An 18,279-nucleotide genomic window follows, 5' to 3' on the forward strand; every position below is an offset into this window, starting at 1 on the left:
GATGTGGCTAACGCTTATTCTCTTATTGGTCTTTTTTGCTATCTGTCTATCTCAGTCACGCGCTGACTGGGGTGGTATTTATGTGAATTGGCTGGATGGTCTTACTCGTATTCTATGTAAAGTGTTACATCGCCATCCCGGCCTGATTTTACCCTTGCCAGAACACGGTCCCGCGATTGTTGCTGCTAATCATGTTTCTGGCCTCGATCCCCTATTATTAATTGCGGCTAGTCGCCGGCCATTACGGTTTTTAATTGCGGCTGAAGAATATCATCGACCTGTACTTCACTGGATTTTCAAAGCCGCTGGTTGTATTCCTGTTGATCGCCAAGGCCGGGCAGAACAAGCACTTCGTGCAGCGAGACGCGCTTTGGAGCAGGGAGAAATCATCGCCTTATTTCCGCATGGCAAAATTCATTTAGATACCGACCCACCAAGACCAATAAAAGCAGGTGTCATTCGCTTGGCAATATGGACAAAAACACCAATTTATCCGGTGCGATTGGATGGGATTACAGCGCAAGGACAGGTGTTACTCGCGCCCTTTGTTCCCAGCCATGTTCAGATCCGTGTTGGCAAACCTTTATCACCTTTGCAGGAAATCGATGAGCTTAAAGCTCAATTAACAAGCTATATCGAAACGTTGCAAAAACATCCGCATTAGCTCTCTTGATTTTTATCGAGGCTTCCCCCATTTCTGTATTAACTTACTTTTTCAGGGGAAATACCTCGTATGCAAATAGATAAATTAACCAGTAAATTCCAGGAAGCGCTCGCGGCTGCCCAAAGTATGGCAGTGGGGCAAGATAATCAGTTCATCGAACCCGTGCATTTAATGCTGGCTTTACTGCAACAACAAAATGGCAGTGTGAAACCTATTCTAGCTCAGAGTGGTGTTAATGTTGCGGCTTATCAAGCTGATTTAGAACAGCAGTTATCACGACTGGCTCAGGTTGAAGGTGGTAATGGTGATATCCATGTTTCACAAGATTTAAGCCGATTATTGAATCAAACGGATAAGCTGGCACAGCAACGTCAGGATCAATACATTTCCAGTGAACTGTTTGTATTGGCGCTGGCGGAAGATAAAAACCAGCATGGTGAATTACTTCGCAAACATGGCGGTAACAAAACAGCGATTAATACCGCTATTGATAAAATTCGTGGAGGGGAGCGAGTGACCGATCCAAACGCAGAAGAGCAACGTCAGGCTCTGGAAAAATACACGATTGATCTAACGGCAAGAGCTGAAGCGGGCAAATTAGACCCGGTGATTGGTCGTGATGATGAAATTCGTCGCACTATTCAGGTCTTGCAGCGTCGTACCAAAAATAACCCTGTCCTTATTGGTGAACCTGGGGTAGGTAAAACCGCGATTGTTGAAGGGTTAGCACAGCGTATCGTCAATGGCGAAGTACCTGATGGTATGAAAAACAAACGGGTTTTAGCATTGGACATGGGCTCGTTGATTGCTGGTGCCAAATTCCGTGGTGAGTTTGAAGAGCGCTTGAAAGCGGTTTTGAATGATCTATCGAAACAAGAAGGTCAGATCATTCTGTTTATTGATGAAATTCATACCATGGTCGGTGCTGGGAAGGCTGAAGGCGCAATGGATGCGGGAAATATGCTCAAACCTGCGCTGGCTCGTGGTGAGCTTCACTGTATCGGTGCGACAACGTTAAATGAGTATCGTCAATATGTAGAAAAAGATGCTGCGCTGGAACGTCGTTTCCAAAAAGTGATTGTCGGCGAGCCTACGGTGGAGTCGACGATTGCGATCTTACGTGGTCTGGCAGAGCGTTATGAAGTGCATCATGGGGTGGATATTACGGATCCGGCGATTGTTGCCGCAGCGACGTTGTCTAACCGTTACATCACAGACAGAAAACTGCCTGATAAAGCGATTGATCTTATCGATGAAGCAGCGAGTCGTATTCGTATGGAAATTGACTCCAAGCCAGAGGTACTGGATCGGCTTGAGCGTCGTTTGATTCAATTAAAAATTGAACGCATGGCACTGAAAAAACAAAGTGATGATGCCTCCAAAAAACGGCTTGAAACGCTCGAAACTGAGATGAAAAAACTGGCCAGAGAATATACCGATCTGGAAGAAGTCTGGAAGTCTGAAAAAGCGTCGTTACATGGTAGTCAGCACGTGAAAGAAGAGCTGGAAAAAGCGCGTCTGGAACTGGATGCTGCCAATCGTAGTGCCGATTATGAAAAAATGGCCAAACTACAGTATGGACGTATTCCAGAGTTGGAAAAACAGTTGAAACTAGCAACAGAAGCCGAAATGCAGGAATTCACTTTACTGCGTAATAAAGTCGGTGAAGAAGAAATTGCTGAAGTCGTCTCTAAATGGACGGGTATTCCTGTATCAAAAATGCTGGAAGGTGAGCGCGACAAACTGTTGAAAATGGACGACGCTTTACACGAAACCGTTATTGGTCAGGATGAAGCAGTCAGTTCAGTCGCTAATGCGATTCGTCGAAGCCGGGCAGGCTTGTCTGATCCTCACCGTCCTAATGGATCATTCTTGTTTTTAGGGCCAACCGGGGTCGGTAAAACGGAGTTGTGTAAATCTCTGGCTAACTTCTTGTTTGATACACAGGATGCGATGATTCGCATTGATATGTCGGAATTTATGGAAAAACACTCGGTTGCACGTTTGGTAGGCGCGCCGCCTGGTTATGTGGGTTATGAGGAAGGTGGTTATCTGACAGAAGCCGTCAGACGCAAACCTTATTCAGTGATCTTATTAGACGAAGTGGAAAAAGCCCATCCGGATGTCTTTAATATTCTGCTTCAGGTACTGGATGATGGCCGTTTGACGGATGGACAAGGTCGCACTGTGGATTTCCGTAATACGGTGATTGTGATGACTTCGAATCTGGGGTCGAGTGTTATTCAGGAAATGGCGGGTGAAGAAAATTATGACGCGATGAAAGCCGCGGTGATGGAGATTGTGTCACAGCATTTTCGTCCGGAGTTTATTAACCGTGTGGATGATGTGGTGGTGTTCCACCCATTACAACAAGCACAAATCCGTGCGATTGCCGAGATTCAGTTATCACATCTGCGAGCAAGATTAGCAGAGCGAGATATGAAACTGATGTTATCCGATGAGGCATTGGACTTGATTGCCTCGGAAGGCTTTGACCCTGTGTATGGGGCAAGACCGCTGAAACGGGTGATTCAGCATGAGATTGAAAATCCACTGGCGCAGGATTTATTGTCAGGTAAGTTTTCTGCTGGTGATACTGTCAACATTGAAGTTGAAGCGGATAAGCTGGTGTTCAAAGAGCTCAAACTTCACTAAAACCTGGGCAAAAAAAGAAGGGAGAAAACCGTAGTTTATCTCCCTTCACCAAGGGGTAATCTACCAGGCTTTGTAGGGTAAAAATTTACCATTCATTGTCACGACAACACGATCACCTTTGGGGTCGTGTTCTCGTTCTACAGACATATTAAAATCAATGGCACTCATAATGCCATCACCAAACTTTTCCTGAATGACTTCTTTCAGGGTGGGGCCATATACCCCAACAATTTCATAAAGACGATAAATCAACGGATCTTTAGGCACACTCTCATCCCAATTTTTGATTGGGTAGGCCTCAAGAGCTGTTTTGACTTCTGCTGGCAACTCCAGAAGTTCGCATAAAGCACGTGCTTTTTCTGCTGGCATGCTATTCATTCCCAAGCAAGCGGAGGTGGTCCAGACTGTAGACATGCCGATGACTTCGGCAATCTTTTCCCACTGTAACTGCTTATTTTCTTTCGCCACCATAATGGCTTGTGTCATTTCCAGCTTATTCATTATGTTCCTCGCGTTTTTGATATTAATTCATTTTCAGTAGATGAAGGTTAATTTGCCGTCACTTTGTTATCGGGCTTAATCACACGGCTACGGGTTGGGCCTGGTTTTAGATGGGTGGCATAGAGCACCATGCCAGTTAACAGCAGACCGCCAACTAAATTGCCTAAAATAACGGGGATTTCATTCCAGATTAACCAGTCAGCAATGGTGATAGGGGCGCCCATCATCATGCCAAGTGGGAATAAATACATATTGACCACAGCATGCTCAAAAACCAGGCCGAAGAAGATAAGAATAGGCATCCACATCGCGATAACTTTACCGATCACATCTTTTGACAACATGGCACCGACCACACCGACAGATACCATCCAGTTACATAAAATGCCTTTAACAAATACCGTTAACCAACCTGCGGCACCATGTTCAGCAAAGCCGAGGGTTCTGGCTTCAGCTGCTTTGGCAATGGCTTGTCCAGCCGCACCGGGCTCCGTGGTAAATGCAAAAGTCCAGGCAATGCCGATCAACACTGCTGTTGTTAAAGCGCCTAGTAAATTACCCAAAGCAACCAGTCCCCAGTTTTTTAGTAAGCCATTGAATGTCGCCCCTGGACGTTTATCAAATAAGGCCAGAGGCACCAGAGCAAATACACCGGTTAATAAATCAAAGCCTAATAAATTAAGTATGCAAAACCCGACGGGGAATATTAAGGCGCCGACAATGGGTATACCGGTTTGGACGGCAGCCGTAACGGCAAGAGCCACAGCAATAGCTAAAATGGCGCCAGCCATAAATGAACGTATTAATACATCACGGGTGGCCATAAATAATTTTGACTCACCCGCATCTACCATTGTTTTTACAAACTCACCTGGGCTTATATAAGACATAACCGCTATTTCTCCACACAATCACGATGATAAAAAGATAAGACTAAATTGGCATTTATTATGCCAATTTTAAAATTAATTATGTATCAATGGGTTATTGATTTTTTTGGGAGCGAGGGTGATATGTTTTTGCACCATATTGAATGTTTTGATCCTGCATGGTGCAGGAAGACATCTAGTCGTGATGCCGTTTAATGTGTTCCGGATAACAAGTCTTGTTGAGGTTTGCCGATATAAAAACCTTGTGCAAAGTCGACGCCGTAGTTCTGCAGGATAGTAAGAATGGCTTCGTTTTCGACAAATTCAGCAATGGTCTTACGCCCTAAGCCTTTGGCGACATCTATCAGTGCCTTAACAAACAGCTGATCATCCGCATTGATATCCAGATTTTTGATGAAAATACCATCAATCTTGATAATGTCGATGGGTAATTCACGCATATAGTTGAATGAAGCAAAACCAACACCAAAATCATCCAATGAAAAACGACAGCCCAGCGCTTTTATTGCTGTCATCATCAGTTTTGCCTGATACAGATTGGCAACCGCAACAGTTTCAGTGACCTCGAAAATCAAGGCACTAGGATCGACATCAAAGCGCTTAATTAACTTTTTAAGGTATGGCAATAAAACGGGTGTATCAACAACCGCGCCGGACAGGTTGATAGCAAACTCCACTTTTGAGCCTTGTTTCTGTAATTCACCTAATTTTTTTATGCTGTGGTGCAGTACGTAATGATCGATACTTTGGATTAGTCCAACTTCTTCAGCAATCTCGATAAACTTACCTGGTAAGGTGATTTCCTGGGTTTCAGGATTTCGCATTCTGACCAACACTTCATAGTGCTGGATTTCATTATTACTCAGGTTAAGAATGGGTTGGAAATATAAAACAAATAGATGATTCTCCAAGGCTTCTTCGATTTTCTGTTTCCAGTAAACCCTTTTTTGTAGCTGTTCACGGCTTTGATCATCCAGCGAAAAAATATGATAACGACCTTTGCCGTTAGCTTTAGCCCGATACATGGCTAAATCCGCAAACCCCATCAGCTCGTTGGTTGTGGCATCTTGTAGAGGATAATTGACGATACCGATGCTGGCGGAGATTGTATGACGCACAGATGCATAGTTCAGATGAATGGTTGAAAGCTCAGCCAGTATCTTTTCCGAGAGTGTAATCGCACCGGCCTCGTCACTTTCTGGCATGATGACGGCGAACTCATCACCACTTAAACGTGCAACAAAGTCAGTAAAACGGGTGATTCTATTGAGCGCTTTTGCAACTAGCTTGAGTGCTTCATCACCAGCTCGGTGACCGCTGGTATCATTAATATCTTTAAAGCGGTCGAGATCCAATAACAAAAGTGTGCTGTTGTGCTGATAACGAATCGCCGTTTGCAATGATTTTTCAAACTCTTCAGTAAATTTTCTTCTATTACATAAATCGGTTAGAGGATCATGTTCAGCCATCCACACGATACGTTTTTCTGCTGCTCGAGTTTGAGTGTTATCCAGTCCTACTGAGAGGATCATGGTTTCTTCATTATTCCTTTCTACGCGTGAATGAAACCAGGAAATTTGTTTTAAGCTACCTGCTTTATCAACAAGTTCGGCTTCTTGCTGGGCGATCTGAATATTACCAATTAATAGTTCTTTCAAAATATTATTGGTTTCAGACCAGTGACCAGGAGGGAAGAAGCGAGCCACATCCGATCCTTCCACTTCTTCACGACTAAACCCCGTTAACTGCTCACCATAATGGTTGAACAAGTGAATCACCTGCTTATCATCGGATGTCATTACGATCATCTGTGCCGTATCAACAAGTTGAGTGATGAAGTCGCGTTCGTTTTTTAGTGCTTGATGTGCTCTAAAAACAGCTTTATTACGCTGAGAAACTTTGTCTTCCAGAGCCTCGAGCATCGTTGCCAGATTACATAGCTCCTGTTTCAGGTTGACAATGGCATGATCTGAATTATTTTCATTAACAGACTCGCATTGTTCGCGTGCCTCAATAAATTTTTTACTGGCAACCAAAGGAACGGAGAGGGTGAGTTGACCTATGTCATCGAAGCTCGATTGAATAGAACGAGTGAGGTGACGTGATAGAAATAGGATAAGGAATAAATAACAAACAGAGCTTATTGTCGCTGCAATCCATTTGATATGTGAGACAGTCGGGAAAAGATAGGGTATCAAAAAGAATGCGCTAACAGTCATAACAGCGGATAAAACACTGCCTGCCAGAATGCGGTTTCTGGTGATTATAACCGTGTTTGAATGTGAGGTATCTCTCATAGTGACAGCTTATTCATCATGCGCATCCTTTCAGGCTAGCTATCTGAAACCTTTCGGCACAACCAGTCTAATACAGCAGCCGGTAGCAGTCTCTTACTATATGCAAAAAGATAAGTAGGAAAAGTGACGTAGTAACGCCTTTTGGGTTTTTTTGCCTCTAGTGCATGGATACATTTTTTAACAACGGCATCTGCAGGTAGAGTAAAAGGCGCTGCTGGGCCTTTTTTCTTGAGCCTGGCTTCCATCGCTTGATAGGTTTCTTGATGGGCACTGTTTGTTTTATCAATATGCTGAAGATACTTCGCGTAGGCGTTATCACGAAACCGGCTGGTTATCGGGCCAGGTTCAATCAAACTGACATCGATATTCGTGCCATGAAGCTCTATCCTTAGCGTATCGGCCAAGCCTTCTATAGCGAATTTACTGGCGTTGTATGCACCACGGTAAGCCAAAGCAACTAGTCCCAATACCGAGCTGTTATAAATAATGCGTCCATAACCTTGTCTCCGCATATGTGTGATAGCGAGGTTAGTAAGCTGTTGTGTACCAAATACATTCGTTTCAAACTGTTCTTTTAAGGCCGTTCGCGATAAGTCCTCAACAGCACCAGGCTGTCCAAAAGCGGCATTATTAAACAGTCCGTCTAATTGATTATTGAGATAGATTAATGCTTGCTGAAAACCTGAGCTAACGCTGTTTTCATTCGCCAAATCCATGATGATGGTATAAATACCATGTTGCTCAAGTGATGTTTTATCGCTGTCATTACGGACGGTGGCGACGACTTTATAACCACGCTGATGTAATGTGATTGCAGCACATAAACCAATGCCACTTGAGCAACCTGTGATAAGACATGTTTTCATTTGATTAATTTATCTTTCCTAAACGATTTGTCACTTTATCGGATGTAGGGGTAAATGTTTAAGTATATTGTCCGATATGCTATATATTCCTTTGATACTTAACCCTGGGACACTATGCAGACGCAAGAAATAACGGATATTGATTACCAACGCTTTAAGCGTTTCTTGGAAGATGCCTGCGGCATTCTTCTCGGGGATGGCAAGCAATATCTCATTGTTAGCAGGCTGACACGACTGCTCCGTGATGAAAATATCGCTAGTCTGTCGAATTTAATTTCGGCTGTTGAGCGAGGACAGCCTCATCATCTGCGTGATGCCGTTATTGATGCGATGACTACTAACGAAACCTCGTGGTTTCGTGATGTTCAGCCATTTGAAACATTAGGTCAGGTCATTTTCCCAGAATTAGACAAACTGCGTAGTAGCTCACTCAGAATCTGGTCGGCGGCATGTTCATCCGGTCAGGAACCTTACACTATCAGCATGATGTTAAGTGAGTACTGTCGTAAATTCCCATCTAACAGAATCGCTTCCAGTCAGATTATCGCAACAGATATTTCAAGCTCAATGCTGGTGCAGGTTAAAAAAGCTGAATATGAAGATGTGGCGGTTGGCCGGGGCTTATCCGATCAGCGTCGTCAGCAATTTTTCACTAAACAGGGTGATCGTTGGCGTGTAATAGATGAGGTTAAACAACGGGTTAGTTTCAGACCTCAGAACCTGCTGCAAAGCTTTGGTACATTAGGCAAATTCGATATTATTTTTTGCCGAAATGTACTGATTTATTTTTCTGCTGATCGAAAAAAAGACATTCTGCAACGGATGGCACAATCGTTAAATAAAGGTGGCTATTTATTCCTGGGGGCATCAGAAACGATCAGTGGTTATACCGATGCCTTTGATCTTGTTCGCACACCACATAGTACGGTTTATCGCAAAAAAGATTAGTGCGGATCATGTTCAATTTTCTTGACCGGTGGGGTCGTCTCAGTTGGAATTGGCTCAACAGGATTGCTCTCAGTCGGTTTTGTTAGTCCCAGCCATGCGCCAACTTTCTGAAAAATCGCTTTCAGTAAGCGCCACAATCTTGGTAAAAGCCAAATCATCAAAACAACAAACACCACCAGTGCAATCAAAAATAATACCGGATGGTGAAGTGCCGTCCATAATCCAGCAATAACTAATAAGTCTTCGCTGATGGATGCTGCCCAGTTTGTAACAGGCTCAGGAGAGGTATTAATCAATAAGCGACTGCCTGCCTTAGTCGCATGGCTGCCGGCGGCCAGTGTACCTCCTAACAACGCTGCGGTTAGTTCCACCGCAGGGCTAACATCGCCAACCGCGCCTGCAGCTAACATCGCCCCTGCTGGGATTCTGATGAAGGTATGCATGGTATCCCAGCCGGAATCGACGCCCGGAATCTTATCAGCAAAAAATTCAACACAGTACATAAAGCCTGCAGCTGCCATAACCATAGGATCGGTAAGGATCTGCAGTTCATCAGGCAATACAATATTGCCGGTCGTGCCCATATAGCCGAGCATAAATATGGTCGCGTAGAGATTGATCCCGCTAGCCCATGCTGCTCCCATACTGAGTGCAATAATATTGACTGCTTCCATTGATTGCTCTCCATTTTGTTATAGTGATGACTTACTTAAGCCATAGGGATTTGAGTTGATGATAACCCGAACTGAATTTCTCGCCTATATCAATCATGTTTTGGAACCTGAGCGTTTTAATGATTACTGTCCCAATGGTCTTCAGGTTGAAGGTCGGGAAGAGATTACGACGCTGGTTACTGGCGTGACAGCATCAGAAGCCTTGCTTGAAGAAGCGATTGAGTTAAATGCCGATGCGATATTGGTTCATCATGGTTATTTCTGGCGGGGAGAGGATGCCCGTATAATCGGCATGAAACAGCGCAGATTAAGGCTGTTGCTTGAGAATGATATTAATTTAATTGCCTATCACCTGCCATTGGATGCGCATCCGACGCTGGGCAATAATGCACAATTGGCTGAGTTGTTAGGCATCGAAGTCGATGGACGTATTTCTGGCATGGGAGAGCCGGCAATTGGCTTATGTGGTAGTTTGCCGGAGCCCTTATCGTTATCTGCATTCAGCAGTCATGTTCGGCAAAAATTAAAACGCGATCCTTTAGTGATACAAGGGCATGACCGACCGATTACCACGGTTGGTTGGTGCACGGGCGCCGCTCAGGGGTATCTACAGTATGCTGCTGAGCTTGGGCTGGATTTGTACATTAGCGGTGAGATTTCTGAACCAACTGTACATATGGCACGTGAATTAGGCATTAACTACATGGCTGCCGGCCATCACGCGACAGAGCGATATGGGGTGAAAGCCATGGGAGAAATGCTGGCAGAACAGTTTGATATCGTTCATCATTTTATTGATATAGATAATCCGGTTTAGGTACTCATGTTGAATTCCGTCTTAAATACTTATCAGCAACAGCGCCATCGTGTTCAACGCTTTTTTGACAGCACATTATGGGAAGACCTGCCTGAGGATGCTTCACCATTATGGCGGTTCTGGGTTAATGCGATTCGCGTGACTTTCATTATGGTTCGAGAGTTGGCGACGGGTGAGCTGAATTTGCGCGCTATGAGCTTGGTGTTTACAACCATTCTTTCTTTGGTGCCTCTCATTGCCGTTGCATTTTCCGTTTTAAAAGCTTTTGGTGTGCATAATCAAATGGAACCCATGCTGTTAAGCCTGCTGGAACCATTGGGTGACCGAGGTCCGGAAATTACCGAAAATATTATTGGTTTTGTCCAGAATGTGAAGGTCGGCGTTCTGGGATCTATCGGTGTCGCTATGTTGTTCTACACCATCATCGCACTGGTTCAGAAAATTGAGAATGCGTTTAATTTTGTTTGGCGCGTAAAGCGTTCACGCTCATTAGCTCGACGTTTTACTGACTATCTAAGTGTTGTGATGATTGGACCAGTGTTGATTTTTTCAGCACTTGGACTCGTGGCAACCGTGGTTAATCATGAATTCGTCAAACAATTGAGCAGTATTGAGCCATTTGGGACCTTGCTGGTCATCGGTACTAAGTTATTACCTTATTTAATGATTATTACGGCATTTACGTTTTTATATAAATTTATTCCAAATACAAAGGTAAAATTCAGCCCGGCATTGATTGGGGCATCGGTTGCTGGTGCCTTGTGGATTGGTGTGGGCACGGTGTTTGCAAAATTTGTGGCTTCCTCGTCTAACTACACGGCGATCTATTCCAGTTTTGCTATTTTGTTTTTCTTTATGATTTGGCTGTATCTGGCTTGGTTTATTTTGTTAACAGGTTCTCAGGTCGCATTTTATCTGCAGCATCCTAAGTTAGTCAGGTTGGCGGGGAAACCATTAACGTTAAGTCCACGTTTACGTGAGCGTGAAGGTTTGTGGTTGATGACGGTGATTGCAAGACGATTTTGCCAAAACTTGCCACCGCTCACCATACAGCATCTGGAAGAGCAAACGGGACTGACCAATAATGCCTTACAGGACTTACTCAGTAGTCTTGAAAAAGGAGGGTTTCTTATTGAAGTGGCTGGTGATGAAACCCGATATGTACCTTCATCCGATGTCGCCACCATTAGAGTGGCCGCTTTATTAAACTGTTTACGCACAGCGGAAGAGAACAGTGCCTATCATGTTAAAGGTGTGCTGGATAAAGATGTGAACAAGTTACTGAAAGATATTGGTGATGCCCAGGCTGAGGTATTAGGTGATTTAACGTTGCGTGAGCTTGCTATGAGGAAAGATGGGGAATGAGCGACGTCTCATCATTAAACGGTAAGAAGATTGTTATTGGTGTAACCGGTAGCATTGCGGCTTACAAAGCAGCAGATTTAATTCGACGTCTAAAAGATTATGGCGCCGAGGTGCGTGTCATGATGACAACTGGCGCCGCTGAATTTATTACTCCACTGACATTACAGACCTTAAGTGGTCACCCCGTGGCGATGACCTTGTTAGATGCCGATGAAGAATCAGCGATGGGACATATTGCATTGGCTCGTTGGGCTGATTGGATTCTGATTGCCCCTGCCACGGCGGATTGTCTTTCCAGACTGGTTTCTGGTCGTGCTGATGACATTCTTGCAGCCGTTTGCCTGGCAACCGAAGCGCCGATTGCCGTCGCTCCGGCAATGAATAACAAAATGTGGTCAAACCCAGCAACGCAGACTAATTTAGCATCATTAAAACAACGTGGCGTCAGTGTGATTGGTCCAGCCAGTGGTGATCAAGCTTGTGGCGAACAAGGCGAGGGCCGGCTGTTGGAACCATTAGAAATTGTCTATGAATTAGACCGCTTAATGGTACCGGGACTGTTGTCTGGAAAACAGGTGGTAATTACTGCCGGCCCAACCTATGAGCCGATTGACCCTGTGAGATTTATTGGTAACCGTAGCTCTGGAAAAATGGGCTTTGCTATTGCGCAAGCTGCTAAAGAAGCCGGGGCAAAAGTGACTATTATCGCCGGGCCAGTTCAATTAGCTACACCTACGGCGGTAAGGCGTATCAATGTTGAAACGACAGAAGAAATGGCCTTAGCGGTTGAGGATAGTCTCGAAGCGTGTGATATTTTTATCAGTTGTGCGGCGGTTTCTGATTATCGTGCCATTCAGGTTCAGCAAGAAAAAATTAAAAAAACCTCAGAGCAGTCGATACAGATAGAACTTGAACCTACGATAGACATTGTGTCTACTGTGACAAATCGACACAATAAGCCATCATTTGTCGTAGGATTTGCAGCAGAAACACACAATTTAACGGAATATGCAAAATCCAAGTTGGCGCGAAAAAAACTCGATATGATTGCGGCTAATTTGGTCGGAGAAAATCAGGGGTTTGCTGTTGATGATAATGCGCTGCATATTATCTGGACCGACGGCGAGCAAACATTGCCACTGATGCCTAAAACACAGCTGGCAAGAGAACTAATGACATTAATAATAAAAAGATTCTATGCAAAAAATTCAATTAAAAATTCTTGATCCAAGACTGGGTGACAGCATTGCTCTTCCTGATTACGCAACGTCAGGTTCTGCCGGGTTAGATTTGCGAGCATGCCTTGATGAGCCCGTAACACTGGCGCCTGGTGAAACCGTTTTAATTCCTACTGGCCTTGCTATTCACATTGACGATGCCACGCTGGCTGCTGTGCTGCTGCCACGATCAGGATTAGGCCATAAGCACGGGATTGTGTTGGGAAACCTGGTTGGATTGATAGACAGCGACTACCAAGGCCAAGTGTTTGTTTCATGCTGGAACCGCGGCACAGATAAATTTGAAATCAGTGTGGGAGAACGTATTGCGCAAATGGTTTTTGTTCCCGTGGTACAGGTGGGGTTTGAGAAGGTCGATGAGTTCACCTCGTCGGAGCGTGGAGCAGGTGGTTTTGGACATACTGGACGTCAGTAGTAGTCAAAGGGGATTGGCATGGCCATGATGGAAAAGCTGGGAAGCAAGTTTGTTAGTGTTCTTTTGCTATTGGTTATGCTTTTGGGTGTTAGTGCTGCAGTTGTCTTCATCAATACGCAGGCCAATACCACTCAGCAAAATAATCAGCGTGAGAAGAGTCAACAAATTGTTAATGCTGTCATAGCAAGTTATCAGCAACAAATTAAAGAATGGCAGCAAACCTCACTTAGTCTTGCCGAGTTAGCCGAAACAAAGCAGCTCGCTAAAACCAAGAATATTTACGATGTCGATGATTGGAAAAATCTCGCCAACCGTTTTTTTCCTTCAGCTAAGGCCATTTGTTTAATCACCAGAGAATATGATGCGCCAACAAATGAAGGGTGTTTGCCCATTTCTTACGTATCACTGAAAAGTTTGAGGCAACTGACTACACAGACGCAAGCTGATGTTGCGATGATTATGCAAGATGGAAAAGCCGATCATATTTTGCTGGCGGCGAGAGTGCCTCTTGATGATAAGCAGCAATATGCAGCTGTTGTGGTTGCTTTGAAACCAACAGATATTCAACTGATTAACCCAGGGCTGGTTCCTGACGCATATATTGAGATCAGCCAAGGGGATTTACCAACAGGTCTTCTTACCACAATAGGTGACGGTCAATATAAACAAGCCGAACCCGTTATATCCCAACCCATACCCAACTCTTACTGGAAAGTGAAGCTGTGGTCTGTGACCACGAGTGCCGGAACACCATTATGGTTGTTTCTCGCACCTGTTATGATTTTGATCGTACTAATATGGATGCTCAGAGATTGGTGGCAAACGAAATTATTACATTCTGATGCCAATACATTAGAAGAACAGCTCAGAGACCTGCAAGAGGTTAAGCTAAAAACAAAGTATCCATTAGTCTTCAGTGAGTTGTATGGCGTCAGAGAGCTGATCCAACAACTTGCTATACCAGAGAAGAAACGGGCTTTACCTGTTGAAGAATCGCTTAACACATTTATCATTGATGAAACTGAGACGTTGGAACGAAGTGAAACGCCTGCTGAAACGCTACAAGAGGTTCAGGAAGAGAGTGAACCATACGATAGTGACGTGATTGATTACGACAAGCCATATGAGCAGGATGCAGTGGATGAGCGAGAAGAATCCTTGGTTGATGAGGACTCTACCGCCTCTGAACAACACGTATCGAGTCTAAGTCTGGATGAAACCGTGGCGAATAATTCAGATTTACTTGAGCTTAAGCTGACGGATGATGACACACCAACAGAAGATGTAGAGTCTTCAGTTTTTATTGATCCTGAATATTCAGAAACAGAAAAATTGTCACTTGAACCTGAAATCGATCTGTCTTCAGAGCTTGATGAAGAAACAAAAGAAATTTTTCACGAAGATACTCAACAGAGTCTCCCGGCAACAGAAAAGAAACTGGAATTAAATCCACCCTCAGCACAACACCTGCCAGATGAAGCTATTTTCCGAGCTTATGACATCCGCGGGATTGTGGGTGAACAGTTAACCGTGCCGGTGATGACATTGATTGGCCGAGCGGTTGGTAGTCAGATGATCGCTCAAGGTGTCACAGAGTTAGTGGTGGGGCATGACGGCCGGTTAAGTAGCCAGCCGCTGGCAAAAGCCTTTATGCGTGGGGTGACCAATACCGGCTGTAACGTTATCGATCTTGGTCAAGTTCCCACTCCGGTTGTTTATTTTGCTTGTGAGTATTTAAAAACGCGTTCAGGAGCGATGATCACTGGTAGTCATAACCCCGCTAATTACAATGGCATTAAATTGGTCATTGCAGGTAAGACGCTCGAAGGCGATGAAGTTCACGCACTCTATCGGCGTATTAAACAAGGTGCATTTGAGACCGGCCGTGGGAATATTACGGCGAATGATGTGACGGAAGCTTATGTTCAACGGATCAAGTCGGACATTAAACTCGAACGCAAACTAAAAGTTGTCGTAGATTGTGGTAACGGTGTCGCCGGTAAAGTATTACCAAAAGTACTAAAAGAAATTGGTTGTAATGTCATCGAGTTATTCTGTGAGGTGGATGGTCGTTTCCCAAATCATCATCCGAACCCGGGGGAACCCGAAAACCTTAAATCCTTGATCTCAGAAGTGAAGTCTACTGGAGCGGAACTTGGCATTGCTGTAGATGGGGATGGGGATCGTCTCGGTGTGGTGGATACAGAAGGAAATATTATTTGGCCAGATCAGTTGATGATATTGTTTTCACGAGCTGTTCTGGATAAATCACCTGGCGCCACAATCCTTTATGATGTAAAAAGTACGAGTTTGCTTGAGGGCGTGATACGCTTTGCTGGTGGTGAGCCAATGATGGTGCCATCCGGACATTCTGTTATCAAAAACAAAATGCAGCAGTATAATGCTGCACTGGCTGCTGAAATGAGTGGACATTTCTTCTTCAATGACCGCTGGTATGGCTTTGATGATGCGACTTATGCAGCTGCAAGGCTGGTTGAGTTATTATCGGCAGATCCCATGACTCGAACGCCTACTCAGTTGTTTGCTGAGATTAGTCAACGTGTTTCTACTCCAGAAATTATGGTGAATATGCCATATCCTGAAGCAAAACGTTTCATGACCACACTTCTCAGTAATTTCAATGCCGAAGGTGGTGATATTTCTACAGTGGATGGTATCCGCGTGGATTATGCTGATGGTTGGGGACTAGTGCGAATCTCAAATACACTTCCTGCTCTAACCTTGAGGTTTGAAGCGACAAATGACGTTGAATTAGAAAGAATTAAACAGTTGTTCATTGAACAAATGCAACAAGTGAAACCCACCCTAACATTAAAACTATAATTTAAGACGGATAGAATGAGTTTAAACACACAACGTGCTACCCATATTGCTCAGGTATTAACTGAAGCGCTGCCGTATATCCAGCGCTTTTCTGGCAAGACACTGGTCATTAAATATGGCGGTAATGCCATGGTGGATGAGGCATTAAAAAATAGTTTTGCCAGGGACGTGGTTTTACTCAAGGCGGTAGGAATTAATCCTGTTATTGTTCATGGCGGTGGTCCGCAAATAGGTGAATTACTACAACGTGTTGGTAAGCAAAGTGAATTTGTTAACGGCATGCGTGTCACAGATCGTGAAACCATGGATATTGTTGAAATGGTATTAGGCGGTCAAGTTAACAAAAGTATCGTTAACTTAATTAATAACCATGGTGGCAGGGCCGTCGGATTGACCGGTAAAGATGGCAGTTTAATTTTTGCTGAAAAACTGCATGTTTCAAGTTCTTCTGATATCAAAGCATCGGAATTAATTGATTTGGGCCATGTTGGTAAAGTAGCCAGTATTGATACCAGCGTCATTGATATGTTGATTCATAGTGACTTTATTCCTGTTATTGCGCCAATTGGCGTTGGCAAAGACGGTGAGTCATACAACATAAACGCTGATTTAGTGGCGGGTAAAATTGCTGAGGTGCTCCAAGCAGAGAAATTGATTTTGTTAACGAATACCGCTGGCTTACTCGATGCTGATGGTCAGTTGTTAACTGGTCTAAATGCTAAACAAGTCAATGACTTAATTGACGAGGGTGTTATATATGGTGGTATGCTGCCAAAAATTGGCTGTGCTCTAGATGCTGTTCAGTCGGGTGTGACAACTGCACATATTATCGATGGACGTGTCCAACACGCAGTATTGCTTGAAATGTTTACTGACGAGGGCGTAGGTACGTTGATTCGTGGAGGTGGTCGATGACTGAAGCAGTACCTACCAGTAGAGCTGAAACCAAACGTTCACGTCGTCAGGATATTCTAGAAGCACTTGCTTCTGAGTTAGAACAAAGACCGGGAGAGCGGATTACAACCGCTAAACTCGCTGCAAGCTTAGGAGTATCAGAAGCTGCTTTGTACAGGCATTTCCCGAGCAAAGCGAGAATGTTTGAAGGTTTAATTGGTTTTGCTGAAGAAACAGTTTTTGGTCTGATTCAACGAATTTTACAAGATGAACAAAATGCGTTGAATCGGATTGAAAAAATTATGACGCTTATGCTTGGCTTTTCTACAAAAAATCCAGGAATTACTAGTGTTTTAATGGGAACGGCTTTAACTGGTGAGACAGAACGTTTAAGACAACGCGTGAGTCAATTTTTTGACCGTCTGGAAACGCAATTCAGACAGATCTTGAGAGAGCGTGAGCTGACTTTGACACAGGCCGGAGGTCGACCTGTCAATGAAACTGCGAATTTACTACTCGCTGTTGTTGAGGGGCAAATGCAACAATATGTAAGAAGCAGCTACAGACAATCTCCTCTGATTGGCTGGGAACAAAAATGGCAGTTATTAACAAAAATGCTTGAGGTTTATGCATGATAAATGTTTGTCTGGTCGGTTCTGATATAAAGAAGGAACTTGCTATATTGCAGAGCCAGCATAACATTACGACAAATGCACTTTACGAAACCTCGTTTGAAGCATTACTGGATGCTATTGAAAAATTGAGTCCAGATGTATTAGTGATCTCCGATCAAACTAACCAGCTTTCAGCCGATGAGTTATGTTTTTACGTCAGTTTAAGGCTATCGAAAACAAAGACCATCATCATTACTGACAAGCCTGCCACATACGAACAATTAAAGCTATCAGGCTTTACATGCCGAGGCTTTGTTGCATTCGAACAAAGACACGCAATTGTCAGAGCAGTAAGAGTCGTTCATGATGGGGAAGCCTGGATTCCGAGGAAATTAGTGACAGATGTGCTTGATAAACTGGCCAAAGAAGAAAAGCGACATAACCGCATTAATAACTAATTCTTTAATTCTCCCTGCATCATGGTACTAAATTTGCTTAGTTGAGGAACTTGCTAACGAAATGAGTATCACAAAAATGTGAACTCATTCACATTTACTGATGTGTTAGTACCAAAGTACAGTAGATCAAATGAGGCTC

General features: G+C 44.0%; 16 protein-coding genes. 11 read left to right on the top strand and 5 right to left on the bottom strand.

Annotation, left to right across the window (positions count from 1 at the left end):
* The first annotated feature begins 1 nt into the window (after position 1).
* Positions 2-664 carry a lysophospholipid acyltransferase family protein gene (locus tag MAMP_RS03265; protein ID WP_007144561.1) on the top strand — a complete coding sequence of 221 codons (663 nt, stop codon included), beginning with the start codon at positions 2-4 and terminating at the stop codon, positions 662-664.
* A gap of 69 nt (positions 665-733) precedes the next feature.
* Complete coding sequence (gene clpB, locus MAMP_RS03270; protein ID WP_007144562.1) at positions 734-3,319, top strand: ATP-dependent chaperone ClpB; 2,586 nt, start codon at positions 734-736, stop codon at positions 3,317-3,319.
* Positions 3,320-3,379: 60 nt separating this feature from the next.
* On the opposite strand, the gene cynS is transcribed toward clpB, so the two are convergent.
* From cynS to MAMP_RS03290, 4 genes are all read right to left on the bottom strand, one after another.
* Positions 3,380-3,820, bottom strand: coding sequence for a cyanase (gene cynS / locus MAMP_RS03275; RefSeq protein ID WP_007144563.1), 441 nt, complete (start codon positions 3,818-3,820; stop codon positions 3,380-3,382).
* Between the two features lie 47 nt (positions 3,821-3,867).
* Entirely contained in the window at positions 3,868-4,710 is an 843-nt protein-coding gene (locus MAMP_RS03280; protein ID WP_007144564.1) for a formate/nitrite transporter family protein, read from the bottom strand.
* Between the two features lie 191 nt (positions 4,711-4,901).
* The gene (locus MAMP_RS03285; RefSeq protein WP_007144565.1) at positions 4,902-7,007 is read right to left on the bottom strand and encodes a putative bifunctional diguanylate cyclase/phosphodiesterase; all 2,106 of its coding nucleotides are present in this window, start codon (positions 7,005-7,007) and stop codon (positions 4,902-4,904) included.
* A gap of 35 nt (positions 7,008-7,042) precedes the next feature.
* Complete coding sequence (locus tag MAMP_RS03290; protein ID WP_007144566.1) at positions 7,043-7,873, bottom strand: SDR family NAD(P)-dependent oxidoreductase; 831 nt, start codon at positions 7,871-7,873, stop codon at positions 7,043-7,045.
* Positions 7,874-7,987: 114 nt separating this feature from the next.
* Here MAMP_RS03290 and MAMP_RS03295 point away from each other — a divergent pair, with 114 nt between their 5' ends.
* Positions 7,988-8,821, top strand: coding sequence for a CheR family methyltransferase (locus tag MAMP_RS03295; RefSeq protein ID WP_007144567.1), 834 nt, complete (start codon positions 7,988-7,990; stop codon positions 8,819-8,821).
* Here the strand turns inward: MAMP_RS03295 and MAMP_RS03300 are convergent.
* On the bottom strand, positions 8,818-9,495 hold the full coding sequence (locus MAMP_RS03300) for a DUF4126 domain-containing protein (RefSeq protein WP_007144568.1): 678 nt from the start codon (positions 9,493-9,495) through the stop codon (positions 8,818-8,820). The two genes, MAMP_RS03295 and MAMP_RS03300, sit on opposite strands and share 4 nt — an antisense overlap.
* A gap of 58 nt (positions 9,496-9,553) precedes the next feature.
* Here MAMP_RS03300 and MAMP_RS03305 point away from each other — a divergent pair, with 58 nt between their 5' ends.
* The 8 genes from MAMP_RS03305 to MAMP_RS03340 are packed head-to-tail and all read left to right on the top strand — an operon-like array spanning position 9,554 to position 18,140.
* The gene (locus MAMP_RS03305; RefSeq protein WP_007144569.1) at positions 9,554-10,312 is read left to right on the top strand and encodes a Nif3-like dinuclear metal center hexameric protein; all 759 of its coding nucleotides are present in this window, start codon (positions 9,554-9,556) and stop codon (positions 10,310-10,312) included.
* A gap of 6 nt (positions 10,313-10,318) precedes the next feature.
* Positions 10,319-11,677, top strand: a complete 1,359-nt coding sequence (locus tag MAMP_RS03310; protein ID WP_007144570.1) for a YihY/virulence factor BrkB family protein — start codon at positions 10,319-10,321, stop codon at positions 11,675-11,677.
* Positions 11,674-12,903, top strand: coding sequence for a bifunctional phosphopantothenoylcysteine decarboxylase/phosphopantothenate--cysteine ligase CoaBC (coaBC, locus tag MAMP_RS03315; RefSeq protein WP_007144571.1), 1,230 nt, complete (start codon positions 11,674-11,676; stop codon positions 12,901-12,903). Before MAMP_RS03310 ends, coaBC begins: the two co-directional genes overlap by 4 nt.
* Positions 12,875-13,330 carry a dUTP diphosphatase gene (gene dut, locus MAMP_RS03320; protein ID WP_007144572.1) on the top strand — a complete coding sequence of 152 codons (456 nt, stop codon included), beginning with the start codon at positions 12,875-12,877 and terminating at the stop codon, positions 13,328-13,330. Before coaBC ends, dut begins: the two co-directional genes overlap by 29 nt.
* An 18-nt stretch (positions 13,331-13,348) precedes the next feature.
* The gene (locus MAMP_RS15840; protein ID WP_007144573.1) at positions 13,349-16,174 is read left to right on the top strand and encodes a phosphomannomutase/phosphoglucomutase; all 2,826 of its coding nucleotides are present in this window, start codon (positions 13,349-13,351) and stop codon (positions 16,172-16,174) included.
* Between the two features lie 15 nt (positions 16,175-16,189).
* The gene (gene argB, locus MAMP_RS03330) at positions 16,190-17,089 is read left to right on the top strand and encodes an acetylglutamate kinase (protein WP_007144574.1); all 900 of its coding nucleotides are present in this window, start codon (positions 16,190-16,192) and stop codon (positions 17,087-17,089) included.
* Positions 17,086-17,703 (top strand): nucleoid occlusion factor SlmA, encoded by a 618-nt coding sequence (gene slmA / locus MAMP_RS03335; RefSeq protein ID WP_007144575.1) that lies wholly within the window; start codon positions 17,086-17,088, stop codon positions 17,701-17,703. The genes argB and slmA overlap by 4 nt, the downstream gene beginning before the upstream one ends.
* Positions 17,700-18,140: a hypothetical protein gene (locus MAMP_RS03340; RefSeq protein ID WP_040576166.1), complete on the top strand. Its 441-nt coding sequence runs from the start codon at positions 17,700-17,702 to the stop codon at positions 18,138-18,140. Before slmA ends, MAMP_RS03340 begins: the two co-directional genes overlap by 4 nt.
* Positions 18,141-18,279 lie beyond the last annotated feature (139 nt).

This window comes from Methylophaga thalassica MP, from assembly GCF_000214595.1.
GTDB classification, from domain to species: Bacteria; Pseudomonadota; Gammaproteobacteria; order Nitrosococcales; family Methylophagaceae; genus Methylophaga; species Methylophaga thalassica.